General features: G+C 40.8%; 28 protein-coding genes and 1 other RNA gene. 21 read left to right on the top strand and 8 right to left on the bottom strand.

Translation table 11 applies throughout. From position 1 onward, the window contains the following. The first annotated feature begins 34 nt into the window (after nucleotides 1-34). The 5 genes from dinG (at nucleotide 35) to nth (ending at nucleotide 6,250) form a co-directional block, all read left to right on the top strand. Nucleotides 35-2,869 (top strand): helicase C-terminal domain-containing protein, encoded by a 2,835-nt coding sequence (gene dinG, locus LEUCM_RS07625; protein ID WP_016265073.1) that lies wholly within the window; start codon nucleotides 35-37, stop codon nucleotides 2,867-2,869. Between the two features lie 77 nt (nucleotides 2,870-2,946). Further along, nucleotides 2,947-3,423: a cell wall elongation regulator TseB-like domain-containing protein gene (locus tag LEUCM_RS07620; protein ID WP_011374615.1), complete on the top strand. Its 477-nt coding sequence runs from the start codon at nucleotides 2,947-2,949 to the stop codon at nucleotides 3,421-3,423. A 110-nt stretch (nucleotides 3,424-3,533) separates the two neighbouring features. Continuing rightward, nucleotides 3,534-4,832: an asparagine--tRNA ligase gene (asnS, locus tag LEUCM_RS07615; protein ID WP_011374616.1), complete on the top strand. Its 1,299-nt coding sequence runs from the start codon at nucleotides 3,534-3,536 to the stop codon at nucleotides 4,830-4,832. Nucleotides 4,833-4,952: 120 nt separating this feature from the next. Further along, complete coding sequence (locus LEUCM_RS07610) at nucleotides 4,953-5,576, top strand: DnaD domain protein (protein WP_016265075.1); 624 nt, start codon at nucleotides 4,953-4,955, stop codon at nucleotides 5,574-5,576. Between the two features lie 23 nt (nucleotides 5,577-5,599). Continuing rightward, complete coding sequence (nth, locus tag LEUCM_RS07605; protein ID WP_016265076.1) at nucleotides 5,600-6,250, top strand: endonuclease III; 651 nt, start codon at nucleotides 5,600-5,602, stop codon at nucleotides 6,248-6,250. 76 nt (nucleotides 6,251-6,326) lie between these two features. Here the strand turns inward: nth and LEUCM_RS07600 are convergent, their stop codons facing one another. Together LEUCM_RS07600 and recU are read right to left on the bottom strand one after the other, a co-directional pair. Beyond that, nucleotides 6,327-8,630, bottom strand: coding sequence for a PBP1A family penicillin-binding protein (locus LEUCM_RS07600; protein WP_016265077.1), 2,304 nt, complete (start codon nucleotides 8,628-8,630; stop codon nucleotides 6,327-6,329). Between the two features lie 6 nt (nucleotides 8,631-8,636). After that, nucleotides 8,637-9,269, bottom strand: coding sequence for a Holliday junction resolvase RecU (gene recU, locus LEUCM_RS07595; RefSeq protein WP_011374620.1), 633 nt, complete (start codon nucleotides 9,267-9,269; stop codon nucleotides 8,637-8,639). A gap of 75 nt (nucleotides 9,270-9,344) precedes the next feature. Between recU and LEUCM_RS07590 the strand changes: the two genes are divergently transcribed. The 5 genes from LEUCM_RS07590 to LEUCM_RS07570 all read left to right on the top strand — a co-directional run bounded on the left by LEUCM_RS07590 (nucleotide 9,345) and on the right by LEUCM_RS07570 (nucleotide 13,062). Beyond that, nucleotides 9,345-9,905, top strand: coding sequence for an SLOG family protein (locus LEUCM_RS07590; RefSeq protein WP_016265078.1), 561 nt, complete (start codon nucleotides 9,345-9,347; stop codon nucleotides 9,903-9,905). A gap of 79 nt (nucleotides 9,906-9,984) precedes the next feature. Then, the gene (gene gpsB, locus LEUCM_RS07585) at nucleotides 9,985-10,365 is read left to right on the top strand and encodes a cell division regulator GpsB (RefSeq protein WP_016265079.1); all 381 of its coding nucleotides are present in this window, start codon (nucleotides 9,985-9,987) and stop codon (nucleotides 10,363-10,365) included. A gap of 50 nt (nucleotides 10,366-10,415) precedes the next feature. Further along, nucleotides 10,416-10,776, top strand: an RNA gene (rnpB, locus tag LEUCM_RS07580) — RNase P RNA component class B. Nucleotides 10,777-10,854: 78 nt separating this feature from the next. Then, nucleotides 10,855-12,006, top strand: a complete 1,152-nt coding sequence (locus tag LEUCM_RS07575) for a THUMP domain-containing class I SAM-dependent RNA methyltransferase (RefSeq protein ID WP_025015790.1) — start codon at nucleotides 10,855-10,857, stop codon at nucleotides 12,004-12,006. 102 nt (nucleotides 12,007-12,108) lie between these two features. Next, nucleotides 12,109-13,062 (top strand): phosphoglycerate dehydrogenase, encoded by a 954-nt coding sequence (locus LEUCM_RS07570; protein ID WP_016265081.1) that lies wholly within the window; start codon nucleotides 12,109-12,111, stop codon nucleotides 13,060-13,062. A 55-nt stretch (nucleotides 13,063-13,117) separates the two neighbouring features. Here the strand turns inward: LEUCM_RS07570 and LEUCM_RS07565 are convergent, their stop codons facing one another. After that, nucleotides 13,118-13,507 carry a DUF1398 domain-containing protein gene (locus LEUCM_RS07565; RefSeq protein ID WP_016265082.1) on the bottom strand — a complete coding sequence of 130 codons (390 nt, stop codon included), beginning with the start codon at nucleotides 13,505-13,507 and terminating at the stop codon, nucleotides 13,118-13,120. Nucleotides 13,508-13,853: 346 nt separating this feature from the next. Between LEUCM_RS07565 and LEUCM_RS07560 the strand changes: the two genes are divergently transcribed. Both LEUCM_RS07560 and LEUCM_RS07555 read left to right on the top strand, forming a co-directional pair. Further along, complete coding sequence (locus LEUCM_RS07560; RefSeq protein WP_025015789.1) at nucleotides 13,854-14,438, top strand: tyrosine-type recombinase/integrase; 585 nt, start codon at nucleotides 13,854-13,856, stop codon at nucleotides 14,436-14,438. Between the two features lie 131 nt (nucleotides 14,439-14,569). Then, nucleotides 14,570-15,610, top strand: a complete 1,041-nt coding sequence (locus tag LEUCM_RS07555; protein ID WP_016265084.1) for a zinc-binding dehydrogenase — start codon at nucleotides 14,570-14,572, stop codon at nucleotides 15,608-15,610. Nucleotides 15,611-15,840: 230 nt separating this feature from the next. Here LEUCM_RS07555 and LEUCM_RS07550 read toward each other — a convergent pair whose 3' ends face one another. Together LEUCM_RS07550 and LEUCM_RS07545 are read right to left on the bottom strand one after the other, a co-directional pair. Further along, a complete protein-coding gene (locus tag LEUCM_RS07550; protein ID WP_016265085.1) occupies nucleotides 15,841-16,596 on the bottom strand; it encodes a DUF3307 domain-containing protein in 756 nt (251 codons plus the stop codon). Next, complete coding sequence (locus tag LEUCM_RS07545; protein ID WP_016265086.1) at nucleotides 16,593-17,396, bottom strand: hypothetical protein; 804 nt, start codon at nucleotides 17,394-17,396, stop codon at nucleotides 16,593-16,595. The genes LEUCM_RS07550 and LEUCM_RS07545 overlap by 4 nt, the downstream gene beginning before the upstream one ends. A 157-nt stretch (nucleotides 17,397-17,553) precedes the next feature. Between LEUCM_RS07545 and LEUCM_RS07540 the strand changes: the two genes are divergently transcribed. From LEUCM_RS07540 to LEUCM_RS07505, 8 genes are all read left to right on the top strand, one after another. Next, nucleotides 17,554-17,925 (top strand): GntR family transcriptional regulator, encoded by a 372-nt coding sequence (locus LEUCM_RS07540; protein ID WP_016265087.1) that lies wholly within the window; start codon nucleotides 17,554-17,556, stop codon nucleotides 17,923-17,925. Continuing rightward, on the top strand, nucleotides 17,918-18,790 hold the full coding sequence (locus LEUCM_RS07535) for an ATP-binding cassette domain-containing protein (protein WP_016265088.1): 873 nt from the start codon (nucleotides 17,918-17,920) through the stop codon (nucleotides 18,788-18,790). Before LEUCM_RS07540 ends, LEUCM_RS07535 begins: the two co-directional genes overlap by 8 nt. Beyond that, nucleotides 18,783-19,529 (top strand): hypothetical protein, encoded by a 747-nt coding sequence (locus LEUCM_RS07530; protein ID WP_016265089.1) that lies wholly within the window; start codon nucleotides 18,783-18,785, stop codon nucleotides 19,527-19,529. Before LEUCM_RS07535 ends, LEUCM_RS07530 begins: the two co-directional genes overlap by 8 nt. Before the next feature lie 15 nt (nucleotides 19,530-19,544). After that, entirely contained in the window at nucleotides 19,545-20,384 is an 840-nt protein-coding gene (locus LEUCM_RS07525; RefSeq protein ID WP_025015788.1) for a CPBP family intramembrane glutamic endopeptidase, read from the top strand. 87 nt (nucleotides 20,385-20,471) lie between these two features. Next, nucleotides 20,472-21,359 carry an ABC transporter ATP-binding protein gene (locus LEUCM_RS07520; RefSeq protein WP_025015787.1) on the top strand — a complete coding sequence of 296 codons (888 nt, stop codon included), beginning with the start codon at nucleotides 20,472-20,474 and terminating at the stop codon, nucleotides 21,357-21,359. Next, entirely contained in the window at nucleotides 21,349-22,092 is a 744-nt protein-coding gene (locus LEUCM_RS07515) for an ABC transporter permease (protein ID WP_025015786.1), read from the top strand. Before LEUCM_RS07520 ends, LEUCM_RS07515 begins: the two co-directional genes overlap by 11 nt. A gap of 15 nt (nucleotides 22,093-22,107) precedes the next feature. Continuing rightward, the gene (locus LEUCM_RS07510; protein ID WP_016265093.1) at nucleotides 22,108-22,869 is read left to right on the top strand and encodes an ABC transporter permease; all 762 of its coding nucleotides are present in this window, start codon (nucleotides 22,108-22,110) and stop codon (nucleotides 22,867-22,869) included. Nucleotides 22,870-23,027: 158 nt separating this feature from the next. Next, nucleotides 23,028-23,681 (top strand): B3/B4 domain-containing protein, encoded by a 654-nt coding sequence (locus LEUCM_RS07505; RefSeq protein WP_016265094.1) that lies wholly within the window; start codon nucleotides 23,028-23,030, stop codon nucleotides 23,679-23,681. Between the two features lie 125 nt (nucleotides 23,682-23,806). On the opposite strand, the gene lplA is transcribed toward LEUCM_RS07505, so the two are convergent. From lplA to LEUCM_RS07490, 3 genes are all read right to left on the bottom strand, one after another. Then, entirely contained in the window at nucleotides 23,807-24,820 is a 1,014-nt protein-coding gene (gene lplA, locus LEUCM_RS07500; protein ID WP_016265095.1) for a lipoate--protein ligase, read from the bottom strand. 118 nt (nucleotides 24,821-24,938) lie between these two features. Continuing rightward, entirely contained in the window at nucleotides 24,939-25,145 is a 207-nt protein-coding gene (locus LEUCM_RS07495; protein WP_016265096.1) for a helix-turn-helix domain-containing protein, read from the bottom strand. 12 nt (nucleotides 25,146-25,157) lie between these two features. Beyond that, the gene (locus LEUCM_RS07490; RefSeq protein ID WP_016265097.1) at nucleotides 25,158-25,625 is read right to left on the bottom strand and encodes a DUF2975 domain-containing protein; all 468 of its coding nucleotides are present in this window, start codon (nucleotides 25,623-25,625) and stop codon (nucleotides 25,158-25,160) included. Between the two features lie 166 nt (nucleotides 25,626-25,791). Between LEUCM_RS07490 and LEUCM_RS07485 the strand changes: the two genes are divergently transcribed. After that, entirely contained in the window at nucleotides 25,792-26,274 is a 483-nt protein-coding gene (locus tag LEUCM_RS07485) for a hypothetical protein (protein ID WP_016265098.1), read from the top strand. The last annotated feature ends 207 nt before the right edge of the window (nucleotides 26,275-26,481 follow it).

Genomic DNA, 26,481 nt, shown 5'->3' with positions numbered 1-26,481 from the left:
TAACATTAATTATGAGTAAAGTATTGGTGACAGCATGAACCGAGAGACTATTTATGCCGTTGTTGATTTGGAGACAACGGGAACGAACATTAAAGATGGGGACCGCATCATTCAATTTGGTTGTGCCCTTGTTCAAAACGGCAAAATTATTCAGACCATTTCACAAGATGTGAATCCACTACGCGACGTACCAACTAAAATTCAACATTTGACGCATATTACGGCTGATCAGTTAGAGTTAGCCCCAATCTTTGAAGATTTAGCGCCCACATTAGTTGAAATTTTATCTGGCACTGTTTTTGTGGCCCATAATATTAATTTTGATTTACCTTTCTTAAATGGCGAGTTAACGCGTGTCGGCTTACAACCATTAGATTTAGCAGGAATCGATACGGTTGAATTGGCCCAAATCATCTTGCCCGAGGCGCCTAGCTATCGACTACAGGATTTAACCCAACTATTAGAGATTGAACACGATAATCCCCATCAAGCCGACAGTGACGCGCTTGTAACGGCTAAACTTTTCTTGAAGTTAAGCGCCCGCTTACAGGCTTTGCCATCGGTCACCCTTAACCGCCTGAGCGAACTTGGTGAAGGATTGTTACGGCAAACCGGTGATTTCTTTACCGATACTGCCCAACAGATGCGCGAAAAATCGCAGCCACTCCCCAACGAATTGTTAATTCAAGAGGAGATTGCACTTCGTAAGCCCGCACCAGTTGATTTTGAAATTTATCCAGGTTCAAGTTATGCGGCCCAGTACCCCGTAACTGAAGCAGAAAAAAAGCGTCTTTTAAAACCACATTTGAAATGGCGTAAGGCTCAGGCAACGATGATGGATTTAATCCACGATAATTTCGAGTCTGAAAAGCCGGAACCATTGTTAATTGAAGCAGCAACCGGGTTAGGGAAGACGATTGGCTACTTACTTCCATATAGTTATCGGATGTCACGTGATCATAAGTTAGTGGTTGCGACCTCAACGACGCTATTACAAGAACAAATCCTAACTCAGGCCAAGCCACTACTAGAGCGCTTGGTTGGTCGGCAAATCAATGCGGCGGTTGTCAAAAGTGCGAGTCACTATATTGATTTGCATCGCTTTGAATTATCATTGCGGTTACCGCATAAAAATCGAATGATTCGCTTGTTGCAGATGAAAATTTTAGTTTGGTTAACGCAAACAACGACAGGTGATTTAGATGAGCTCAATTTAACCAGTTACAAAACCCCATTTTTTGTCAGCATTCAACATAGAGGTCTGGCTAGTTTGAACCCCCAAGCACCGTTTTATCATGAAGACTTCCTAAGACGATTGACACACCGGCAGCAACAAGCCGAATTATTGGTGACCAATCATGCTTATTTAGCAAGTCACGCGGATGAACAACAAATTTGGGGACCAAAACCTTACTTGGTCTTAGATGAAGCTCAAAACATGGTGTTTAACGTGCAGACCATTTCACAAGAGACTTGGTCGTTGTCCAGTTGGCAATTTTGGGCCCAAAAAGGACTCCAATATACGACAGGGGCCCAAACCAATAATTTGGTGCGACTATTTCCAGCGGAAACACCGCAGAATCGTTCATTGAAGTTATTGCATAAGACATTGGGTAAGTTGACCCGCACTTTAACACATTTAGAAACTTATCTAACGGAGCAGTTTGAGCCAGATGAACCAACAGATGGACAAACTTTTAGTGAACGGTATTTAAATCCAGACGAAGTCATTCAATTCGTTAATGCTAGTCAGCGTGAGTTTGGCCAGTTAAATCGAGAATTGTTAACGATTCAAGATCATTTCTTGGCGTTACGCTATGCCCTAGAAGATCAGTTGGCACGTTATACCGAATCTGATCTAGCAATTTGGCAATCTTTTGAAAATGAACTCAATCTCTTATTAGCAGATGTTGACCATTATCAACGCTTTGAACAACTATTCATTGCGACGAAACCGCAGGAACGCCATGCGTTAGCGATTCAAATTACACGGCCTAGTCAACCGAGTCAATTACCGCAATTTAAATTACACTGGCAATTGTTATCGGCTGGGCCCCAAATGCAACAAGTATTAAGCCACTTTGAACCTGTTACGTTAACGGGCGCGACGCTAGCGGTTAATGGTCATTTCGACTATCTCAAACGTGAATTTGGTTTTACTGAAGAGCAAGCCTTACAAACTAAGAAGTTAAGAAGTCCATTCCGCTTTAAACAACAAGCCCGTTTTTATATCGCAGAGGATGGCCCAGTTCAAAAAGAACTAACGCCAAGCGATTACCATCAACAGGTAGCAGCGCAAGTGATGACTTTAATTGCCAATAATCCGCATCAAACGCTCATTTTGTTTAATGCCAATCAAACATTAGAACAAGTTTATTACGCATTAGGTCGTGCTGGGTTATCACTCGATCGTGAAGTGTTGGCTCAAGGCATTACCGGCAGTGCCGAAAAAATTACTAAACGGTTCATGTTAGGACACGATTCGGTCTTACTAGCAACTAGTAGTTTTGTCTCAGGGGTTGATTTTCCTGAGGCCGCCCTTGAAATGGTTATTTTGGTTCAATTACCATTTGATGCGCCCAATACATTGCAGACACGTGTCCGTTATGCACAATTATCAGCCCAAGGGATTAATCCGTTTAAGGCTGAAGCACTGCCTAAGGCAACGATCCGGTTGCGGCAGTCATTTGGCCGCTTAATTCGAACGCCAAATGACCGGGGCTTATTCATTTGCTTGGATCCACGGTTGTTGACGACGCAATATGGCCAACAAATGCGCCGTGCTTTACCGTCGAGTCTGCCTCAAAAGGCGGCACCTGTGCAGACAATTAGAGAGCTCAGTGATTTATTTTGGTTAAATTCTGACTAAGTTCTGGGATTTAACCGTAGCAAAACTTGTTTTTTGCTATAATAAAGCTATTCAATGTAGCAAGGAGAGAATGCGCCGTGCGTAAATATAAGAGATGGATATGGGTATTTTTATTAGTAGTCTTGATGGGCACGATGTTTTTCGTCTACCACCAAGCGCGCTCACCCGAAGTCACCGCAGAAGCGAAGGCGACCAAGATTGCTAAGAAATACGCTAAGCTAGAAAATCCAGATGGTTTTTACACGTACCATCGCAATGGCACGTATTACACAGTCAGTGGTCAAGATAAAAATAAAAATGGCATCTATGTATTAATTAACGAAAAAGGCAATCATGTGACCGTTTATCGTCAATCAAAAGGGATGACTAAAAACGAAGCCCTTAAAAAGACGTGGTCCACTAAGAATCCTCAAAAGGTCCTCAATATTAACTTTGGTTTTTATAAGAATAAACCTGTTTGGGAAGTCGTTTATCGCAGCGACAAGGGCCGCCTTTGTTATTTAACGCTTGATTTCAAGACCGGTAATACGACCCAATTAATTGAAAATATCTAGGAGTTTTGCTAATTAGGGCTGTTGTCGTCAGTGTTTTGTTATATAATAATAATTATCAGTTATTTTGAACTGTTTAAGTTAAATTAAGTCAGCATAAGGAGACAGAGTATATGGTTAAAAAAATCAGTATTATTGACGCTAAAGACCATGTCGATGAAGAAGTCAAAATCGGCGTTTGGTTAACCGATAAGCGTTCTAGCGGTAAGATTTCATTCTTACAATTGCGCGATGGTTCAGCCTTTTTCCAAGGGGTTGTTGTTAAGAGCCAAGTAAGTGAAGAAGTCTTCCAATTGGCTAAAGACGTTAAACAAGAATCAAGCATGTGGATTACAGGTGTGATTCATGAAGATACACGTTCACATTTCGGTTACGAAATTGAAGTCTCAAATATTGAATTAATTGGTGACAGTAGTGAATACCCAATTACACCTAAGGAACATGGGATCGAATTCTTATTAGATCACCGTCACTTATGGTTACGTTCAAAACGCCCATTTGCAATCATGAAGATCAGAAATGAAATCATTCGTGCTACTTATGAATTCTTCAACCAAGAAGGCTTCATGAAGATGGACCCACCAATCCTAACGGGTAGTGCACCTGAAGGCACAACTGAATTATTCCACATCGAATATTTCGACAACGATGCTTATTTGACACAAAGTGGTCAATTATACGCAGAAGCTGGGGCAATGGCCTTTGGTAAAGTCTTTACCTTCGGACCTGTTTTCCGTGCTGAAAAATCAAAAACACGTCGTCATTTGACTGAATTCTGGATGATTGAACCAGAAATGGCCTTCATGGAACAAGATGAAAGTCTTGAAGTCCAAGAAAAATACGTGGCTTACCTTGTTCAAAACGTTATCGATCACTGTGCCTATGAATTAAAATTATTAGACCGTGATATTGACCAATTGAAGAAGTACACACAAACACCATACCCACGTATTTCATATGACAAGGCTGTTGAAATGTTACAAGCAGCTGACTTTGATATTAAATGGGGCGATGATTTCGGTGCACCGGATGAAACTTACTTATCTGATCAATTCGAACAACCTGTCTTCATTTTAAACTACCCTAAAGCCATCAAACCTTTCTACATGAAGCCACATCCAACACGTGATGATGTCTACTTATGTGCTGATTTATTAGCACCAGAAGGTTACGGTGAAATTATCGGTGGTAGTGAACGTGAAACTGACTTCGATAAATTAGAAGCTGAAATCAAATCAATGGGCTTAGATATTGAAGAATATCAATGGTACTTAGATTTACGTCGTTACGGTTCAGTGCCACATTCTGGTTTCGGTTTAGGCCTCGAACGCGCAATCACATGGATTTGTGGTATCGATCATTTACGTGAAGCTATTCCATTCCCACGAATGATTAACAGAATTAAACCATAAATTAAATTTTGAAAAAGTATATTTTAAAAGCATGTCGTCAATTATTGACTGACATGCTTTTTTATTTTCTCAAAACCCGTTACAATAGAAGTAATCATTTTTCAAAAAGAAGGCTAGTATATGAACGAATTAACGGCATTTATAGAGGGCGGTCAGCTTAGCGTGTCGCGCTTATTATTACAACACTACCAAACGCTCAGAATGTCTTCTGACGAACTGGTTGTTTATTTACAACTGAGTGATTTTGCCAGTCAAGGGGATACTTTTCCAGACTTAGCGGTGATTGGTGAACGGATGGGATTGGCGCCAACGCAAATTTATGAGTTGATCCACCAATTGCTTAAGAAGAAAATTATCGCGTTAAACTCAACCGTTAATGAACAAGGACAGCCAGTTGATCATTATGATCTAACACCAGCATTATCCAAGCTCAGTGTCCTAGCTGTCCAACAAAATCAGGCAGCATTAAATTCGCAAGAAACGAATCAACGTCTGTCCGTCTTCAACCAAATTGAACAAACCTTTGGGCGACCATTATCACCACTCGAATCCGAAATTATCTCAAATTGGTTGGATTTAGATCATTATTCAGCCGAACTGATTCAGCTCGCAGTCCGCGAAGCAGTCTTAAACCAAGTTTATTCACTTAAATATGTCGATAAAATTTTATTAAATTGGCAAAAACAAAATATCCAAACTAAAGAAGACTTACAAGCCTATCAAAAAGCACATCCACGACGTTAATCTGATAAGGGAGGTAGTTGAACATGTTATCAAAAGCAAAAACCAGATGGGCCATGACGCAACTGTACGACCTTATTCCGGATGCTAAAGGGGCCTTAATTGCGGACAGTCCATTCCAATTACTGATCGCGGTGATGTTAAGTGCGCAGGCGACCGATGTATCAGTCAATAAAGTAACACCACAACTATTTGAACATTTCCCAACACCAGCCAGTTTTGCGGCCGCAGACCTAACCGCAATCGAAGCTGATATCCGTTCAATTGGTTTATATCATAATAAAGCTAAACATATCCGCACTTGTTGTCAGCAGTTAATCACGGATTTTGGTGGTGAAGTCCCGCAAACCCATGCTGAACTCGAGCAATTAGCCGGTGTCGGCCGAAAGACCGCCAATGTTGTCTTAGGCGACGCGTTTAATGTGCCGTCATTTGCCGTTGATACGCATGTTAGTCGGATTGCCAAGCGATTAACAATTAGTGCTGAAAACGCCTCTGTGCGCCAAATTGAAACTGACTTTCAAACAAAGCTTCCCAAAAAAGAATGGGTCCAAGCCCACCACACGTTAATTTTATTTGGTCGCCAAGTCTGTACAGCGCGGAACCCCAAGTGTAATCAGTGTCCGTTATTAAGTATCTGTCCCGCAGGGCAACGAATACTTCAAGAACGCGGTTAACAATATTAGAAATCTTTGGAAAAAAATAGCCTGATTGTCCGAACTCTTAATAGAGTGACAATCAGGCTATTTTTAATTAGTGTGTCGATGTTTGTGTTGATATTGATGGTTGGCTCGTCGACTGACTAGTTGTCGGTGCACTTGACGAACTAGCTGGTGCTTCAGAAGAAGAACTTACTGTTGAAGAAGATTCACTTGGTGTTGATGACACGCTTGAACTTGATTCAACAGAGCTACTACTTTCTGATACACTGCTTTCAGAGGCGGCAACACTTTGACTTGAACTTTGAACTGAAATCGAAGGTGTTTGAGACTCAATCACACTGTGTGTTGAGGAGTAAGAAGAGCTTGTCGAATCCTCCGCAACCGTAGCTGTTGTTCCTTTAACGAAGAGCTCTCTAACACCGGCAATCGTTTTAGCTTGAACTGAACTAGGCATTGTCCAATCCGTATTTGAAACATTTTGTGAAAGGTAAACCATCATTGCGCGGTAAATATAGGCCGCAATGTTTCGTTCCTCCATCGTTAAACCATTTTCGAGTGGCTTGTCGTAACCCGTCCAAACAGTAATGGAGTAGTGCTTCGTGTAACCGGCAAACCAACTATCTTTCGCAAGGTCTGAACTGAGTCCTGATTTGGCTAATTCTTCACTCGAATAATCGGTTGTCCCGGTCTTACCAGCTTGATGTAATCCTGAGATCTGTGCTAACGTCCCAGAACCATTCTTGATGACGTCTTTCATCATATCAGTCATCATATAGGCAGTTGAGTCTTTCATTGCGTCAGAGCCTTCAGAATTGTAATTATGGGTAACACCATCTGCCGTTTCAACTTTATTGATGTAGGTTGGTTTGTAGTAAGTTCCACCATTAGCAAAAGCGCTATAGGCAGCTGATTCTTCTAAGGTAGAAACATTACCACCAATCCCATAGGCAAGGCCGGTATCTTCAGGAATCGTAATCCCTAAGCCTTTAACAAACTTACGTGCACGCGTCATACCGACATCTTCTAATAAGCGAATTGCGGGTACGTTTCGAGAATTAGCTAGCGCATTACGGGCTGTAATTGTACCTAGGTAGCGGTTATCGAAATCGTGCAGTTGAATGTTGGTACCTGGATAAATATAGGCTGTATCTTGTAGTTTTTGAGCCGTTGAATAATTAAGATATTCAATCGCTGGTGCAAAGTCCATCATTGGTTTCATAGAAGACCCATTACTACGTCCGGAAGAGACTGCCCGGTTATAGCCCAATTGGACATCACCAGTTTTGCGACCACCAATCATCGCAACAATCTTACCGTTGTTAGGGTTAGTAATAGTGACGGCTGTTTGCATTTTGTCATCAGGGAATTGAACGGTTGTATCGTCATTAACGGTATTATATAACTTCTTTTGCGCATCCATGTCGATATTCGTATAAACTTTCAAGCCGTCTTTATAAGGATCATAGCCTTTTTTCTTGAGGTCTGTAATAACTTCCTTAACATAGGCATCAGTTGCTTTAGCGTTCGTTGATTCATTGGTTTCAGATTTCTGTGCGACTAAACCAGTGTTAATCGGAACAGCTTTAGCTTCAGTCGCCTCTGCTTCAGAAATCTTATTGTTCCGTTGTAAGGCATCGATTACTAAATCACGACGTGTCTTGGCTTGATCCGGATGTGCATAAGGATCGTAATTAGCAGGGGACTGTGGCATACCAGCAATCAATGCTAATTGTGGGAGACTCAATTGTTTTAACGTCTTATCATAATAGTACTTAGCAGCTGTTTGCATACCATAAACACCATTATTCAAGTAAACCTTATTCATATAATATTCCAAAATTTGATCCTTAGAATATTGTCGTTCAACTTGAACGGCCAACCAAGCTTCTTGTGCTTTACGTTTGAAGGTTTGATCGCTGTTTTTTGTTGAAAAGACCGATAACTTGATTAATTGTTGCGTTAAAGTACTCCCACCCTGTAGGCCTAACGAAGAGTGCCCAGTAATGTTAGCAAAGGCCGCCGATGCGATTCGGACTGGATCAATCCCAAATTTCTCCTTATAAAAGCGTCGATCTTCGATTGAAACCACGGCATCTTTTAACGTTTGTGGGATTTGATCGCTGCTAGCATAAGTCTGATTAGCAGCCCCTAATTGTTTAAAAGCTTTGTTATTGCTGTCATAGAGCACACTTGCATTACCGTTTTGTAATTTCGCTTGTGTAATCTCCGGGGCATCTTTTGCATAATACGCAAATAAGCCAATACCCGCGATGATTAGCGCTAAGAGGGCTAATAACCCCCATTTGATAATACGGCCAAATAGCGACTTAGTACGCTTTTTGGTCGGTTTCTGGTGTCTTGTGACACGTGTGTTACCTGTTTGATTGGCAGACATGTTAATTTAAACTCCTTTGTGGTGGCGTGCGATTAATTGATCGACGGCCTCTAAATAGGGAATACTTGGGTTTAATTGATACTGAATTTCAAACCCATCGGCAACGATCGCCGCTAGTGGAATTGACTTCCGACCACCAGTTGCTTGATTGTCCCATTGTGTAATCAATAAGCTTGCCGGATACACAAATAAACGTTGCAGTGGGACGAACTTCATAATCACAAAACAAACCCCACCTTGTTGTAAGCAAGCTCTAAAATGATCAATTTGATGTTGGTGAAAGTTTTGGAACGGAAATGACGTTTTATTCTTAGTTTCCTTCGCTTCAAAATCCACATAGTGCCCCTGATAGATGCCATTATAATCGGTGGTGGAAGCTTGCTTAAAGTAGGCTTCCTTAATAACAGCTTGACTACGTGCTGGATAATCAACCTTAACGATCTGAATAGGGGTGGGTTTCTTATAGATAACCGCAGCATCACGTAGTCGATAATATTGATTACTATCGTTGATCTCTTCTTCTAATGACATACCGCGTTTACCGTATAAGGTGGTTGGACTAGTATGTCGCCCTTGCTTTTTAGGCTGTTTTGTTTCATGATTTGAGTAGGGCTGTCCGTTTGGATAATGAAAGGCCATCAAGAATCACACTCCTGTGAAACTATTATAGCAATATTCACTCAAATTTAAAATCATTAGGTGGAGGACTGACAATTGAAGCGATTATGGTTAACCGGTTATCGAAGCTATGAACTCGGCGTTTTTGGCGATTCCGATGAGAAACTTAAAGTTATTAAATATTCTTTAAAAAAGCAACTTAATAATTACCTCGATGATGGCTTAGAATGGCTTATCACCGGGGGTCAGATGGGTATTGAGCAGTGGGGGATTCAAGTTGCACAGGAACTTAAAATAGATTATCCTGAATTGAAGGTTGCGATGATGCTACCGTTTAGCGATTTTGGTCAACAGTGGAATGAACAAAATCAGGGCACGTTGATGACGTTAAAAGCCCAGGTCGACTTTTGCGAACCCGTCATTAAAGCCCCGTATTCTGGGCCCCAACAGTTGCGCCAATATCAGCAGTTTATGCTGACGCATACAGATGGTGCATTATTGTACTATGATCGTGAAGCACCTGGTAAACCAGAATACGACGCTAAAGCAATTGAGACCTATCAAGAACAACATGAGTATCCCAATAATCAGGTCGATTTTTTTGAACTGCAAGATTTAGCAAACGAGTTGGCGGAGTTAGAGAATCAAGCTTTTTAGGGCTTTTAATTCTTTAATAACTTTAATAACTTTGCTATAATGGGATTTATGGTATATTTATTATAAATGAGGTGTCAAAATGGATAATCAATTAGAAATCGAATTAAACCCAACTGAAATTTTGAAAAAAGAATTTAAGTCAAAGATGCGCGGCTATGATCCTGAAGAAGTCGACGGTTATTTAGATTTAGTGATTAAAGATTACCAAACTTATCAAGAAAATATCGATCGTTTAACGGCCGATAATACCCGCTTATTTAACAAGGTTGAAGAACTTAATCGTCAACTAAGTGCTTCTGACAGTGTTAAAGAAGTCAAGCCACAACAGGCTTCAGCAGCAACTAACTATGATATTTTGAAACGTTTATCAAATCTTGAACGTCACGTATTTGGTGCTAAGTTAAGTGACCAAAATGGTGCCACTCAAACAAGAGTTCAAAATCATTCACAATTTGATTAGACAAATCGCTTAAGATGTACTATAATAATATACATTGATTAACATTTGTAAATCTTGAGTAATCGCGGTCTACATCAGTAGGCTGAGGAAGGTCCATGCCCGCACAGGCTGAGATGCTTGTAGTGTTCGTGCCTGGCCCAATAAGCCAGGGTACCTTAACGGTAACGGCGGAAAAAGCGCTAAAACTTCGGTCATGCGTTAATATCCTTAAATAGTGCCACAGTGACGGAGCGTTTGGGGAAACCCAAACGATGGAACGAGGTAAACCCCGCGAGCGAGTAACCCAAACTTTGGTAGGGGCGTCTCATTTATGGAAATGAACTAAAAATGAGAGTTCGAAAGAACAGATAGATGATTACTGAAGGAGCTTTCTTCCTGGGGAAGTTCTGGAACAAAACATGGCCTATAGAGGTTTACAAACAGGTGGCTTGGGCTTTTGCCCAAGCTCTTTTTATTTAAAAAATAATTTCCTAAGGGGATCTTTAAAAAATGACTTACCAACTATACGCTACAATGGCAAGTGGTATCGAATCCATTACGGCTAAAGAACTACAGAATTTAGGCTACGAAACGCGTTCAGATAACGGTCGGGTTTATTTCGAAGGTGACTTGGCAGATATCGCCAAGACTAACCTTTGGTTACGCAGTGCCGATCGTGTGAAGATTGCCATCGGTCAATTCGAAGCAAAAACGTTCGATGATCTTTTTGAACAAGTGAAAGCTTTGCCATGGGATCAATATTTACCACTAGACGCTGCCTTTCCAGTAGCTGGTCGTTCTGTGCGTTCAACACTCCATAGTGAACCAGATGTCCAAGCCATCACTAAAAAAGCGATTGTTGATAAGTTAAGTACCGTTTATCACCGTCGGACGCGTTTAGCTGAAACCGGTTCTGTCTATCCGCTAGAGGTCAGCATCTTAAAAGACATGGTGACAATTAGTTTAGATACAACCGGTCCTAGTTTGTTCAAACGTGGTTACCGTCTTGAAAAAGGGGAAGCGCCATTGAAGGAAAACTTCGCGGCCTCATTAATTCTCCTTAGTCGTTGGCAACCAGATATGCCGTTTGTTGATCCAACGACCGGTTCAGGAACAATTGCGATTGAAGCGGCCTTAATTGGTCGTAATATCGCCCCTGGTATGCACCGTAAGTTTGCTTTTGAAGACTTTGACTGGATTGACGCTACTGTTTTAGCTGATGCGAAGGCTGATGCTAAAGCACAAGAAAAACCAGATCAAAAACTTGAAATCTTCGGTTATGATATTGACCAAAATATGGTTGATATCGCTAAGTTGAACGCTAATGAAGCGGGTGTCTTACATGATATTCAGTTTAAACAATTAGCTGTTAAAGATTTTAAAACAGATTTAACGAACGGGGTCATCATTGCTAACCCACCATACGGTAAACGTTTGAGTGATCAAACTCAAGCGCGGGTATTGTATAAAGAAATGGGCGATACTTATCGTTCATTAAAAACTTGGAGTAAATACATTTTAACAAGTGATTTACAATTCCAAGAATCTTTCGGCCAACGCGCAACAAAACGTCGTAAACTTTATAATGGTCGGATTCAGACTGATTTATTCCAATATTGGGGTCGTCCAGTATGGCCACGTGCTGAAAAAGCCGAAAAATAAGAAATTTAAAGCATTTTCCCATTATATCGGGGTAAATGCTTTTTTATTTGCTCAAAATCCATTATAATTAAGATTACTTCAATAATAAGGTGAGGGATCGACTTGACAGTCATATTAGCAGCAGAACCAATTCCTGAACAACACGTAGAAGATTTACGACAACAAGGGTTAACCATTATCAATTTGGATGACGTACAACCCGAACAATTGGCAACCATCGATATTATGTTTGGTTGGAATAAAGTGGTGGGGCCTAAAATTTTAGCAACACCAAATCATCGCTTGAAATGGATTCAAGCAGCTAGCTCTGGTGTTGACTATTTACCATTAGCAACATTGAGTGAACAAGGCATTATCGTTTCAAATGCCAAGGGTATGCACGCTGTTCCGATTGCACAAACTGTGATGAGTTATATTTTATATTTCACTCGCGGTATTCGTCAAAGTTTGAGTTCTCAAGCTAACAAGGAATGGCGCCATCATGAGATTGGGCGCGCAACCGAAACACTTGAGCGCCGAACAATTATGGTCTTTGGTACCGGACAAATCGGTCATCAGATTGCCGTTTACGCTAAAGCGTTGGGGTTAAAAACCATCGGGATTAATCGTCACGGTGAAAAACGCGATGCGTTTGACGAAATTTTAACGGATCAGGATTATCAAACGAAATTAGCTGATGCGGATTTCGTTGTGAACGTGATGCCGTTAACACCGGAAACGGAAAACTTTTTCGATACGGCATTCTTTAACGCAATGGGTGAAGGGCACTACTTTTTCAACCTAGGTCGTGGTGCTTCAATTGATGAGACGGCGCTCATGGCACAATTGAATAATGGCCATCTCGCAGGGGCCGCAATTGATGTTGCGCAAACTGAACCATTGCCAGAAACATCACCACTTTGGACGACAACCAATTTAGTGATCACCCCACATATCTCGGGTTACATTCCAGATATTCACGAACGGCTCTTTAGAATCTTCGAACAGAATTTACCAGTCTTCTTAACGGACGGGCAACTTGCTGTTAACCAAGTTGATTTATCGGCTGGTTACTAAAAAAATAAGACTTAACACTGATATAGTGTTAAGTCTTATTTTTTTGGTTAAATTTTTATAGACCGGGAATTGGTTCCGCTAATAAACAGTTATCCGCTCGATCGTAATAACTGACAACTTTTTGGGTTAAATCACTTCGCCAATAAATAATGCCAGCAGCTGCAGCTAGCTCACAAAATGTTTCAAAAGTAATTTGGCCAGTTTGTGCTTTTTGGACCGCAGCTTTAATTTGAGTGGTATTACTTTTAGGGGTAACTTTTTGTGGCACACCATTCATTTTCAAATCAAGATAACCATCATTATCGTAATAGCGATATTTTCCGGATTCAACAAGGTAATCATATTTAAGGACACCCAGTTTTTTAAAGGCCTGCATTAATTTTGGAAAGTCACCAGCATTCTGTTCAGCGTCGACCGCTTTTTGAATTGCGTTATAATTTAACATCACTAATCTCATTTCTATTTTTTCTTTTTAGCGTACAACAATTACGAATTTTGGACAAGTAAAACCGGCTTTTTTAAATCCGTAATTTGAGACGTTTTAACGACCACTTGTCCGTTAGTTAATCTGAAATGCGCTTAAAATGCGCCTCTCGTAATTAATGTATTTTAAACGTGATTAGACCGGTCTTTGGGACACTTTTAGTATTTATCGGTATGAGCGCACGCTTTTGGTAGAAAGAATGCGCTCGGAATCCCTTTAAATCAACGATAGTTAGGGGTGCAAAATACGACCGCATGGTTTATAATGATATAAGTAAAAAGAATGCGGTCAAAAGGACGGAATTTTAATGCGAAAATCACGAACTAAAAAAGGCAAAAAATTAAACGTACAGCCTTTAAGGACCAAAGACGAGATTGAGGACATGAAAGTTATCTTACGACACTCCCAAATGGGTAGTCGGAATTATTTACTTTTTTTATTAGGCATCAATACCGGTTTACGTTGTTCTGATATTGTCCAATTAAAAGTGAAAGACGTAATCGAAGACAACCCCGTCATCGTCGAACAAAAAACAGGTAAGTGGCGCCAAATTAGTTTAACCAGTTTGCGACCCTACATTAGTTTATATATTCAAAATAATGAACTGACTGGTAACGACTGGTTATTCGGGAGTCGCATCGGTGATAGTCACATTACAGTCAATGGTGTTTATCGTATGTTGACCGAGGCGGGCAAGAAACTCGGCCGCAATGATATTGGCACACATACAATGCGCAAAACTTACGGGTATTGGTTCTATAAACAATTTGGTGATGTGCGATCATTAATGATTGATTTTGGCCATTCAACACAGGAAACGACTTTACATTATATTGGGATTACCCAAGATGAAGTTTTAAGTAAGAAACAACAATTGGCAATCGGCCTTTAAAAAAGGCTTGCCTTAAAGTGAGCTTCAAGGTGTATAGTAGAGATATCAATTATATAAGTTGTAATTGTGTTTAGAAATTTCGCTATATAATAGGAAGAAACACGTTCAAAAAAATTTGGGGAGATGTTTTTATGAAAGCAGCAACTTTTATTGAACCAGGAAAAATGGTGATTACTGAGGCACCTAAACCAACAATCGAAAAGAAGACAGATGCCGTTATTCGGATTATTCGGGCTTGCGTCTGTGGCTCTGATTTATGGTGGTATCGTGGCCTTTCAAAACGCGAATCGGGATCACTAGTCGGACATGAAGCAATCGGTGTTGTTGAATCCGTTGGTGAAGCAGTGACTGATATTAAAGCTGGAGATTTTGTAATTGTCCCATTTACGCATGGTTGCGGACACTGTGCTGCTTGTTTAGCTGGCTTCGATGGTGATTGTACAAACCAAGAAGGCGGTGGCAATGGTGGTTATCAAGGTGAATTCCTCCGTTATACCAATGCTAATTGGGGCTTGGTTAAAATCCCTGGCCAACCAGCTGATTATTCGGACGAGATGTTAAATAACCTCTTAACACTTTCAGACGTTATGGCAACTGGGTATCACGCCGCTGTTTCAGCTGAAGTTAAACCTGGTGATACAGTGGTCGTCATGGGAGATGGTGCAGTTGGTTTATGTGGTGTAATCGGTGCTAAATTATTAGGCGCAAAACGGATTATCGCCATGAGTCGTCATGAAGATCGGCAAAAACTAGCACTAGAATTCGGTGCAACTGATATTGTTGCTGAACGTGGGGACGAAGCTGTTGCAAAAGTGATGGCGCTAACTGACAACGCTGGGGCTAACGCCGTCTTAGAATGTGTAGGGACTGAACAATCCGTTGCAACAGCGGTAGCTGTTGCTGGTGCGGGCGCTGTTATTGGGCGCGTTGGAATTCCGCAAAAGGCAGAAATGAATACCAACGTCTTATTCCGTAAGAACATCGGCCTCCGTGGTGGGATTGCGGCAGTCACAACCCATGATAAAGCACGGTTACTCGACTCTGTTTTAAAGGGCGAAATCAATCCTGGTAAGGTCTTCACGCAACGCTTTACATTGGATCAAATCCAAGCTGCTTATGAAGCAATGGATCAACGCCAAGCTATTAAATCGTTATTAGTGATTAGCGATTAATCAATGGAAGGAATGGTTGCATGATTTTCCGGTTAATTAGTTTAATTTTTGTCATTTTATTACTGCTTAGCTTCTGGATTAAAATTCCATTTTTCAATGATTACCGACCAGTTATGATTCTTATATATGGTCTTACTTACTATTTCGTTGATCGACATCAGCGACTAACACGCTAATATAGCTCAAAAAAGCCGTTCGGATAATTTATCCGGACGGCTTTTTATGTATTTTTAAATGAGTTTAAGTAAATAACCACCTAAGCAACCAAAGATAAGACTTAATAAACTACCAATTAAGTAGTATTCTGCAAAATGATGTTCATTGGCTTCAATGGCGCGAAACCGTGTGAGGGCTTTGATTGCGACGACGACCGCGATACTCGCAACGTTATTGGTATAGCATAATAACAGAATCGCCAAACGTTCTAAGCGACCGATGTGCCGACCCAGTTGTGCTCGGTCTGGTAGTCGTTCCACATTTAAATCTAAGCTTTTTAAAAATAAGCTGATGAAATAATCGGCAAAATATAATGTCGCAATTATCACACTTGCGGCTAATAACCACCGACTAATCGTAGTTGACTGCCAATTAGTCCCTGATAATTCACTAACAATGACAATCACAACTAAATGCAAAACCTGATCTAAAACGTAACTGATTAGAGGGACTTGATTGGGTTTTAAGCGTAATGCACGTTTCAAAATGGGTTGGCAATTCTGCTTAGTGACATCGATTAGCCAATGCGTTAGCACAACGATTATTAAACTAATGCCGAACGTTTCAAGAAAAGGCCAGTTTGCAACACGCAGTAGCGTTCCGATTAACCAGATGCCAACTACCATTGGCACTTGCGTCAACGCGTGCCCCAATAAGGGATACCATTTAACCGCCAATTTCGTTGAGCGTTTGCATCGGGCCATCTGATCGGATTGGATTAAAAAATCCGTCCAGAAATGGGCCAATAGCAAAATCGCAAATAACGTCATGCGTTCACCTCCGTCAAACTCATTAGTTGCGCTCGAACCGTTGTTAACGTCTGCTCAATGAGCGGATAATCCATCTGATTGAGCAACCGACTGATCTTACTAGAAGCGACAGCACGCTCTTTTTGCTGCGTATAATCCACCTGATAAGTCAGATTACCATATGCTTCCCATAAAATTTGAGCCAGCTCATAACGTTTCAAGTTCGGTTGCGCATAAAGTAGAGCAAACGTCTCTTTTCGCAGCTTCGTGTTTAATAGCCGTTCATAAATTAAATAAAAAAGGGCACTAATGCCATTAGCGGTTTCTGCAGCCTGATCAGTGACTAATTGCCACTTAAAAAGAGAGGTTGAAAATGGATAACCGAGGGGTAAAGTTGCGCCTTGCATTAGGCGTTTTGCCTGATCAACCGCAGTTAAGGCATTAACAATTGCCGAACCATTTACGCGATTAACATCCTGATAATCTGCCTTTTCAACTGTAACTAGTTTTCCTAAACCAACGCCAAAATAGAATTCAGGAAGGTCTACTGACCCAAAAAGCGGTTCCCAAAATTGTCTAAAAGCCACACTGCGCAAATAGGCATTACAGAAAATAAATAAATCTGCCAATTGCGCTTGGTCTGCCGCTTGAAAACCACCTAATAACCCATCACCATCTTTTACCATGAAAGGGGTGAGTAAATCCGGGAAACGATCATTCAGTTTTTTCTGCAGGTGCTGTAATAACGTTAAAACTTGCGTTTGATCGGCAAAATTCGTTCGACTACCAACTAAATCGATAAAACAATAAGCAGCTTGCATAATGAACCTCCTTTGGAAAACATTTGATTATAAGTACATAATAGCTAAATATATCCTTAAAATCAAATGTTTAACTGTAAGACTTGCACTTTAACGCGTTAGTGTTATAGTTAACTACATAAGTAACTAACCAATCAACGAAACGAAGGTGTTCCGGATGCTTTTTGAATTTAATAACGATTCACCACTCTATCGGCAGATCGCCGAACAGATTGAAGAGGGCATTTTTACAGGGGTCTTTCCCCCCGGTAGTCAAGTACCATCGACAACTGAAATTTCCAGACAATTCAACATCAATCCAGCCACGGTACTCAAAGGCATGAATCAACTGGTTGCCAGCGGCTTAATCGAAAAGAAAAGAGGACTCGGCATGTTTGTCACACCAAGCGCACCCGCACAAATTACTGAAAAACGGCAATCAGAATTTTTTGAACACTATGTTGCCCAATTCATCACTGAAGCACAACAACTGAACTTATCTAAAAATGATCTGATTGCACTGATCGAAAGGGGCTACGACCATGCCTAACTTACAAACCACACAATTGATTAAACAATTCGGAAACCAAGTCGTCCTCGATGACATCAACTTAACGCTTAAGCCCAATACGATTTACGGATTACTCGGCCGCAACGGGGTGGGTAAGAGTACTTTATTAAGTATTCTGGCCAACCATCAAACCGCATCCCTGGGTGAGATCAAATGGGGCGATACGGTCTTAACCGGTCGCGATCATCCGTTACAAACGATTTACTTGATGTCGGAAATCAATCTCTTCAATAAAGATGATAAATTAAAGACAATTATTAAGAATACCGCCTTACTTCAAGGGTCATTTGATCATGAATTAGCCGAAGAAATGCTGACTGCGTTTGACTTGAGTCCGAAAAAGAAGCTCAATCAACTTTCAACCGGCTACCGGACGATTTTTAAAACAATTGTCGCGCTTTGTGTCCCAGCGGAATATGTTTTTCTAGATGAACCAGTGCTTGGACTGGATGCTAACTACCGTAGTCTCTTATACCGGTACATTTTGCAAGCCTATGAGAGTCGACCACGAACATTTGTCGTTGCGACTCATATCATCGAAGAAATCGCGACCTTAGTCGAACACGTCTTGGTCTTAAATGACACCCAATTAATCGTCGATGATGATTTGGAAAACGTCCTCGCTAAGAGTTACCGTGTCAGCGGTCCCGAAGAACTCGTCCGAAAATACTGTACCGACTTAAATATCTTAGATAGCCAACAAATGGGGACGTTATATACGGTTTATCTTTATGATACGTTACCGACAGAACGGATTATTCCGGATCGTCTAACAATTGAACATATCGATTTACAAGAAACCTTCATTAAATTAACGAACAAAGGAAGTGAAGCACATGTTTAATGCAATGATGCGGTACCGCCTGACCGCCATTTGGAAAACACTGGCGATGGTTGCCGTAGGATTTTTCGGTGGAATGGTTGTCGTTGCCCTTATCTTCATAAAGAAGGGCATTGACTTTGGCAACTTTGGTCTCACAATTGTGACTGGTTTCTTATTCCTGAGCCAAATCACATTGATCGTTCAGTCATTTACAACCACTCGAAAAGCTTTTAATTTTGCCATTTTAAATGGGATTCCGAGAAAAATTAGCTTCCTAACACAATTAGTTAGTCTCTTTAGTAGTCAACTGGTGACGTTTGCAATCTTATATCCAATCGCGATTCATAATCAAATATTTGCCGGTATTAAAATTAACCTGTTAGATCCACACATTACCGTGGCATTTATTCTTGTCGTATGGACTTTCATTGCCCAAGGTCTTGCAATCAGTAGCTTCATTACCTTATTTGAACGCAAAGCCTGGGTTTTCCTATTTGCAGCATGGTTAATTATCGCCACGGTTTATGAACGTTATATCACACCAATCATTACGCGCATGCTTCCAGATTGGACCGATTATTTCTTCGTTAATTTCGAACAAGCGAATGTCGTATCGGCGATTAAAATTACCTTCGATCAGCCAAATTTTTGGATTAGCACCTTGACCAGTATTGTTGCACCACTCATCATCGCTGGCATTTGCCAACACTTCATGCAAACTAGACGGATTACGTTTAGATTAAAAAAATTCGCTCGATAGAAAGAAGTGGCTCACATGCGGCGTTTATTAAAGGTCAGTAGTGAGGTTGTGATTGCTTTAGCAGTCATTCTAGTAACTCAATTAATTGCCGGGTTTAGTTTACCTAGCTGGGCCAGTCATCCCACCTTTAGAATCATTCAAACGGTGTATTCACCAGTGCTATATTTATTAGTCTTTTACGGCTTAATCAACTGGTTAAACCGACACTACTTTCATGAAACAGTTGCTTTATTCACTTGGCGACCAAACCTCAAACCACAATTTTTCATCTGGCCAGTAATTTGGGTTCTGTTGATTGATTTAACATTCTTCTTGGTTGTCCCTGGACGAATTGTTTGGCCAACAATCAATCATCTGAATGTCACATTGAATCTGTTAGCCACTTTACTCTTAGCTGGAATTGCCGCGCCAATTGTCGAAGAATATATTTTCCGCGGCTTGATTAGTCAACGTCTAACTAAGGCATATGGCGCACGGATCGGTTTAATCGGCTCGTCACTACTATTTGGTCTAACCCATCTGCTCAACGGCGTCCTTGATTTCTGGAGTGCCGTTCAACTAATCATCGCTGGTACGCTGGCAGGAGCATTATTCTGGTTGACTTCAAGATGGTATCAAACATTATGGGCCGGTATTGTTTTACATGCTGGCTATAATGTCTTAACATCAGTCATTCCAATCCGTGTTCACACTAGCAATGACTGGCCGATTCAGTACTTACTCAACCAACCCAACCGTTTAATGACAGGTGGGGAATATGGTGCGGATTGCAGCCTAATCACAATGATTACCTTGATAATCATCCTTGGCTACATCTATTTTGCAACACGCAATTCTAGGCGCGCCATGTTTTAAATTTTATTGAATTGCCCTTAGTAATCATTAATCAATTTTGATGTGTATTACTAGGGGCTTTTTTTGTCTAAAATTAGGAGGAAACTGATGCTTAAAATAACCGATATCAATGTTTGGATTAAACACCGCCAAATTATTAACGCTGTTTCACTCGAAGTGCAACCCGGTGCCATCGTCGGCTTAATCGGTCCCAATGGTGCTGGTAAAACAACCATTATGAAAACAATTCTGGGACTGATGCCATTTTCCGGGACAGTCACAATTGATAATCAATCCGTGACCGAAACCAATCATACGGGTTTAAAGTCTGTTGGAGCGTTGATCGAACATCCCGCACTTTATCCGTTTCTAATGGGCTATCAAAATCTCGCGTTATATGCCCAAGATGAAGCGGACCTGCAAGCGATTGTCACCCAACTCGAAATGACACCTTATATCAACCGTAAAGCTAAAGGCTATTCACTCGGGATGAAACAAAAGCTCGGAATTGCACTTGCTTTATTAAATCACCCCCAATTAGTCATCTTGGATGAGCCAATGAATGGCTTAGATATCGACGCAACCATTTTGGTTCGGCAAATCATTCAACAATATGCGCAACAGGGAACGGCCTTTTTAATTGCGAGTCACATTCTCAGTGAACTCGAAAAAGTCGTTACCGATGTGATTATCATTAATAACGGGCAAGTGCGCCTGAACCAACCAATCGCAACGTTTAATCAAGTAACCGCACAACGTTATCGCCTTCAAACCACTGATATGGCGCAAACTCTGACTTTATTAACTGACCATCAAATTCCGTTTGAGCAGGATGCTGGCTATCTAAACATTTCTCAAACGGTGCTCTACACGGCGCAAACCTTGTGCTTCGACCAGCAGATTCAATTCAAAGCATTGATTCCTGAACAAATTAGCTTCGAACAACGAATTGTCCAATTACTCCACGAAAAGGGTGGCGATGAACATGCAAACTAGCTTAAGCCAAGAATGGTATAAATTTCGCCACCAAAAAGGGCCACTAATGGGAATTCTAGCGCTCCTAAGCTTAATGTTCATCATGGCCATTTCAGTTCCCGTTACTCGCACCGCGATCATTACGGGATTCAAGACACCACAGTGGTTGTTGATGATCATCGTTATTATCGGTGCTAATTTTATGATTATGGAAGACCAACACACTACAATCCGAACGCTTTTGTATCGTCACACTTATCGGTGGTCAATTTATCTCGCTAAGTTGTTGATTCTCACTCTCTACACTGGTGTGCTTACCACACTTAGTTTGTTATTCACAGTTCTGCTAAAAACGACTCTTGCCTCACAACTGAGTTGGCAAAGTGAGCGGCTATTCAGTCACTTGGTTGTCGGGATGGCAGGCACATGCTTAGTCGGAATCTTGCTGTTGACAATTATTTTACTACTATCGTGTCTTTTCCCAGTGAATACGGTAGTCATTTGCCTTGGTCTGATTCTAATTTTTACCGGGCAAGGAATTGCCAGTCTCACAATCGGCTCTAGTAGTCCGATATTAGTCAATATCCTGAAGTGGCAACCGTTAAATATGCTCAACTTGATGGCGCAACTACCAGATCCAAGCTATCAAAAAGACACTTATTTAAGTAATTCGCAACTACTCGCGGGGATTATCGGCTATAGTGGCTTTTTCCTAGCAATTGGTTATTGGCGCTTCAAACACAAACGAGTTTAGAAAGGGGCGATTCATATGCAAGCGGCACTATCTCAAGAATATTACAAACTGTTGCACAAAAAATTAACGTGGTTCGCACCTGCGATTATCGTGGGTTTAATGCTCCTGATGCCTATAACCTTCGACGATTCTTATTGGTTGGTGATGGCCAATTTTGGGTCGAGTCAGTGGATTTTACTCGTGTTGATTATCGTTGGTGCGACGCTTTTCTCAATGGAATTTCAGCATCATACCATCTTAACGCTACTTTACAAAACACCAAATCGGCGGACCATTTATTTAGCTAAATTCGTTGTTCTCTTTGGCTACAATATTGCATTGCATCTATTCGCATTAGGGCTCACAATCTTGTTCAACACACTGGCGATTGGGGGGCACGCAAATTGGTTAACACATTATCTGTATCACCAAAGTTTACTCATGAACACCATCATGACCGCCACAATTGATCTCGGGATGTCGCTCATGCTGATTGGATTCTTATTCTTACTGTCCTGTTTGCTGACGAATAACGCCGTGGTCATCACGACGAGTATCACAATCGTATTCATGGGACAGTCACTCTCAAGCATATTACTTCATGAGCACCCACAATTCGGTAGTTGGCTCAAATGGAATCCACTCAATATGTTAAATCTGACGTTCCAATACGCAAATTATCCCGTTTACCACAAGTTGACACAACTAACGACAGGTCAATTATTACTTGGAACCCTTAGTTATGTACTATTCTTTCTATGGCTTGGTAATTGGTGCTTTAAACAACGTCATTTCTAAACACATGGATATATTTATTTTTTGACACAGATTTGCTATACTTATAGCTAATCTACTAATCAGGGAGGTTGTCTTATGTTTTTAGCCCCACTTTTTGAATGTGATGTCCCAACAGTCCACTAATTCCGTGCATTTAACACAAATTGGAGGATTTACACATGACAATCACTAAACAAGCAAACTTAGAGCAAGCACAATTGGTAACCGCAACATTTGGATTTACTAATTCTAAAAAAGATACTGCATTTTGGGACACGACTTTATCACCATTACTCAATGAGATCGAAGCCGATTTAACACTCGAACAAATTCGCGAGTTGCCTAACATCATCGCGACGAAAAAAGCGTACAAAGCAGTCGGTCTTGATGCAGCACGTCATCGGCCATCTTCGGATAGTTTATTACGCCGCGTCGTTAAAGGGCAGGGGCTTTATCAAATTAATGCGTTAGTTGACGTGAATAATTATCTCTCTTTGAAACTACAACTACCGATTGGCAGTTACGATTTGGCCAAAATTGACGGCCCAATCAGTTATCAAGTCGCCGAAGAAGGGGCCGAGTACGCTGGAATTGGTAAGGGCGCGATTAATATCAGTCACTTTCCAACACTAGTCGATCAACATGGTGCGTTTGGCAGTCCAATTTCGGATTCCACACGCGCCATGATTGCCCCTGAAACGACAGAAGCGATGCTTGTTGTTTATGCTTTCGGACAATCATCAGCCCAATTAGCGGCAATTGAACAAGCCGTTAAAACCGTCCTTCAGGCAGCCTTTAACCCAGAAGAAATCACAACTGAAATCATCGCGTAAAAGAAAAAGGGGCTAAGACAAAAGTAAATTTTGTCTCAGCCTCTTTTATTTATCTGAACTTTTATAGTCTAAACGTGTTCTGTCAGCCAACACTTTCCGGTTAACCGAGTTACGGCATACTTTTTTTATTGCGCTAATAATTCTACTAATTCCGTTTTAGGAATGCCTGTAAAGTAAGGTGTTGTGTCAATTGGTTCGAGGGCTGCTGCTAAGTGTTCACGGTCATAAATCGTTCCGGCTAATTTTTCTGCTAAATCATTAGCATCACCTGAACCAAAGAAATCGCCGTAGAATTTAACGTTGGCAATCTTACCATTTTCGATCAATAAGCGAGCATCAATCGTCCCAAAATCAAAGTGTTTCCGCTTTTGAATTGTTGATTTAGGTGACTTGCCATAAACCCAGTCCCAGTTACTATAGAGGTCATTGAAAATCTTGTCGATGGCTTGTTCATCTGCCGCCGTTAATTGATATTCACGATCAGCAATTTCTGGTAAGCTCTTGGCATTAAAAAGGTTCAAGAGTAAGACATCTCTAAATTCTTCAGTCGACATATTTTGATATTCAGGGTTCACGTGGTCTTTTAAATTAGTTACCCGTTGGCGAATGGACTTGATGCCTTTAGAAGCAATCTTATCAGCAGGGACGTTCAACGCTTGTGTGAGGACATCTAGATCGACGTTCCATGAAAGGGTCCCGTGAGAGAACGTTTTGCCATTTTTGGTATACATTGCATTGCCAGAGAATTTCTTACCAGCGACTAACATATCGTTACGGCCAGAGACTTCAGCTGATGTGGCGCCCATTTCGTGAAGTGCATCGACGATTGGTTGCGTAAAGGATTTGAAATCCCCAAATTGTTCTGAATCAGCATCGACAACGAAGCTAAAACAGAGGTTACCGAGATCTTGATAAATGCCACCACCACCAGATAAGCGGCGGGTCACCGTAATGTGATTATCTTCAACGTATTTTTGATTAATTTCTTCATACGTATTTTGATTCCGACCCACAATAATACATGGTTTTTCAATATAGAAAAGCAATAATGGTTCATCAAAGTTCTTTTGATTCATTAAATATTGTTCGGTGGCCAGGTTACGGCGAATATCATTTGACTTCATAACAACGTAATACATCAGCATAAAACCCCTTTCATTTTCACTACTTTCTCATTATACTACAGATTCAAAAAAAGGGACTAACAAAAAGGAAGTTACTAAAAACCCCGGATAATGGTCATTTATCCGGGGTTTCTTAATCATCTACATATTCTAATAGGTCGCCTGGCTGACAGTCAAGCGCTTGGCAAAGACGTTCTAATGTCGAAAAGCGAATCGCTTTTGCCTTTTCCGTCTTTAAGTTTGAAAGGTTGGCAATGGTAATCTCAACTTTTTGTGAAAGTTCAGTGACACTCATCTTTCGTTGGGCCAGAATGACGTCTAAATTAACCCGAATTGGCATTTTAAATCCTCCTTAGACTGTGAGGTCGTTTTCCGTCTGCAATGCAATGGCGCTCTTAAATAGGTCTTCAACAATCTGCATCAGAATGGCCAAAGCAAACGGAATAAAGATGAACGCAATCCCAAGTAATAACAAGCCCGGCGCATCTTCTAGTTGCGTAATCCGATAGAAAAAGGGAAGTGACAATAAACTAGCAAAACTTGCGATTAAGACCGCATTTCTAATCGATGATACATAACGCAATGTTTGTGGCGCAAACACTTGGTGTTGTTCAATCGTATTGAGAATGCGATGCAGCGCATATAAAGCAACCCACACACAAATCGTCACACTATAAGCGGCCAGGGCCAACGTGATAATTTCAAAAGGATAGTCTAATTTAGACGCCGTCACAATCTGGACGGTGACTAAAAAGCTAAAAAGGAAGAAGACTGCGCCGATTCCTAAAAGTGCTAAACGTAAAAGCCATTTTTTTAACATATCAAACACCTCATTGAATGAATTAATAGCTTGATTATAACATTTTAATATCGATAAGCAATTAATTTTTATCGTTTTTCGATAAATTTCAAAATTTGCAACTGTTTAAAAATGTGTTGACTGTTATAATCAGAGGGGTAAACTAATCTATGAAGGATTGACTCATATGAAAATGAGACCATTATTGTTGCCAATCACGTTAGTAATCGTATTGTTAATGCTAACGGCTTGTCAGCAAACTCCAGCAAAAACAACAAGCTCGCGGCACAATTCACAATCAGAAAGTATCAGCCGGCAAAACCAACAGACCTACACCAAAAAAACGGTCCAAACCTATTGGTTGTATTATCGACATAAGACGTTCTTCGTGATTGTGCATCAACCGAATGAGCAGCTGAACACGAAAGATAAGCTCAAAACGTTTTTGAGTCAAACCACTACGCAAACACTAGCACATTCTGCTTATCAGAAGCTAGACGAAGACGGCTTCATTTTCATTGGCGATAATCACTTTAAACCACACAAGCATTTTGGTTATGGGGCAGTCACAGTGGGAATCCCACGCGACTACACACTGTATGACATCGTTGCCACGGCCAATTTAAACGAGCCGTCCTATAATCGCTACAAAATTTATCAAATTCGATGATTGAGGTAAAGTCCATGAAAAATAGCAAATTAGATCTGATATTTCCTATCAGTTTCGTTATTGGTGGTGTCTTAATGCAAATTCAAGACCTCTATTTTAATCCGAACACGATTTGGATCCGCACAATCATAACCGGTATTGGATTAAGTATCATCACCTATCTGATACTAATGGTTAAACGTCAAAAATAAAATCTAATGATCCTTG

The sequence above is a fragment of the Latilactobacillus sakei subsp. sakei DSM 20017 = JCM 1157 genome, assembly GCF_002370355.1.
In the GTDB taxonomy this organism is placed as follows: Bacteria; Bacillota; Bacilli; order Lactobacillales; family Lactobacillaceae; genus Latilactobacillus; species Latilactobacillus sakei.
The sequence above is the reverse complement of the archived record's forward strand: the minus strand, read 5'-3'. Positions and strand labels throughout refer to the sequence as shown.